Below are 2,137 nucleotides of genomic sequence, written 5' to 3'. Positions count from 1 at the left end.
TCCAGGCGGCTGTAGGTGGATTCGCGCGCCCAGGTCCGCCGTCCGCCGCCGAAGCCGCGCGCCTCCATGGTCACCGCCAAGCGGGACGCCCGTCGAATCGCCTGGACCAACAAGCCGAAGCTTTGGCCAAGCATGGCCTTGAACCGTTGCGGCGGACTTCCGTGCGAGCCGACACCCCGCGCGCGCCGTGCCATGCCGATGGTCTGCCACTCCTCCGCCATGAGTCCCACGAGCCGCAGGGCCGCCAGGGTACCCAAGACAAAACGGTGCGGCAGTTTCGCCTTTTGCGCCAGGGCATCGGCGAGATCGGTGGGATCGGTGCAACTCATCAGGAGAATGGCAGGCAGCGCTATGGCAAGACCCCGCAGCATGAAGCCGAGTCCAAGCTGAAGCGAGCCTTCGCTAATGGACCAGATCCCGACGTCGAGCAGTATCCTTCCGCTGTCCGCCGACAGGATCGCGGTGCTCCAACCTCCGAGCGCGGCCGCGATAATCAAGGGCCAGCCGCGCTGCCAGAGCAAGCGCACGGTGAGCCCCGCGAGGGGGAACAACGCCAATTCGCCGAGGAGCGCGGTCGAGGCTGACACCAAGTCGATGGACAACGCCAACACCAGGGTGATCAGGAAGACCGACACGAACTTGGCCAGCGGATTGGCGCGTGTCAGGAGGGCGTTGTTGCCGCGCAGGGTCAGGGCGTCCCTCATGCCGCACCTGCTTCCTGCCGGGCGCCGCCTTGGAATGCAGGCTCGAGCCGCATCTCGGCGCCGCCCAGGACGGAGCTGAATTCCTGGTCGTGGGTCACGGAAACCACGGAGGTGCCGGCGTCGAGCAGTTCGGACAGGAACGACGCAAGCTCAGCCCACGTGTTCGCGTCCTGGCCGAAAGTGGGTTCGTCCAGCACCAGGACGCGGGGGTGCGCGGCGAGCACCGTCGCCACGGATAGCCGCCGTTTTTCGCCCCCGGAGAGCGTGTACGGATTGGCGTCCACGAGATGCCCCAAGCGCAGCCGTTCCAGCAACTCGTCCACCCGTTCCTCGCCATGGCCAAGATGCTTGGGGCCGAACATGAGCTCATCGAGGACGCGGCCGGTGACGAACTGGTGCTCGGGCTCTTGGAACACAGTCCCGATGCGGGAGATCAGCTGCTGGGCCTTCCACTTGAACGGGTCGGGGCCCGCGCCGTCGCTGAGCCCGACGGCGGCAGTCACCGCCCCGGATATCGGCGCCAACAGCCCCGCGAGGTCAAAGCGAAGGTCGATTTTCCGGCGCCATTGGGACCGGTGATTGTCAGTGCCCGTCCGGCAAACACTTCGGCGTCGAGTCCGGACTGCACAGGACGCGGGGCGATCGTTTTGAACCCCCGGCGCCGTGTCCGTTCGCGGGACACCGCAAGCTCCTGGGTGGCGAGCAGCAACTCGCCCCCCTTCCGGGAGCTCCCCGCTCCGGAGTCGGCCGCCGGTCCGGCGCCTGTTCCCGAACGTGGGCGGGTGGCCGGCACGTAACCAGGCACCCAGACGCCCGCAGCAGTGAGCATGTCCCTTGCTTGCGCCAGAACCGTGTTCGGGTCACCGTCCAGAAGCACCGCCGGCGTCGAACCTCCCGAGGAGGAACTGCCCGGCTGAAGCACCACAATCCGGTCCACGAGGTCTTTCCAGACCGATACCCGGTGTTCCACCACCACCAAGGTGGCGCCGGTCTTGTCCAGGCAGCGGCCCACGGCATCGCGCACTTCCAAGACGCCGGCCGGGTCAAGGTTGGCGGTCGGCTCGTCCAGGAGGATCAAGCCGGGCCGCATTGCCAGTATGCCGGCGAGCGCAAGGCGCTGTTTCTGCCCGCCCGAGAGGGCCGACGTCGGGTGGTCGAGCGAAAAGTTGCCGCTGGCACTGCCACCGGCACTCCGCAGCAGCCCGACGTCGTCGAGCGCTTCATGGACCCGCTTCCAAATCTCGTCCCGCGGCACGCAAAGGTTCTCGGCGCCGAATGCAACGTCGTCGCCCAGGCGGGAAAGCACCACCTGGGTTTCGGGGTCCTGTTGCATGAGTCCGGCACGGCCCCGCTGGGCCTTCGGGGAAACGCCGTCCACCAGCAACGAGCCGGTCTCGTCGGCGTCGTCGCCTTCCTCGCCCAGCACGCCCGCC

Annotated in this window: 1 protein-coding gene and 1 pseudogene; both read right to left on the bottom strand. The window is 67.6% G+C overall.

The window, feature by feature from the left end; all coding sequences use genetic code 11:
• A partial coding sequence (locus AHiyo1_RS20735) for an energy-coupling factor transporter transmembrane component T family protein (protein WP_059389846.1) occupies positions 1–704 on the bottom strand: 704 nt, incomplete at its 3' end.
• Positions 701–2,137 (bottom strand): annotated as a pseudogene (locus AHiyo1_RS27770) (ABC transporter ATP-binding protein); the annotation flags it as partial. The gene AHiyo1_RS20735 and the pseudogene AHiyo1_RS27770, both read right to left, overlap by 4 nt.

Source organism: Arthrobacter sp. Hiyo1, from assembly GCF_001263615.2.
GTDB lineage: Bacteria > Actinomycetota > Actinomycetes > Actinomycetales > Micrococcaceae > Arthrobacter.
The sequence above is the reverse complement of the archived record's forward strand: the minus strand, read 5'-3'. Positions and strand labels throughout refer to the sequence as shown.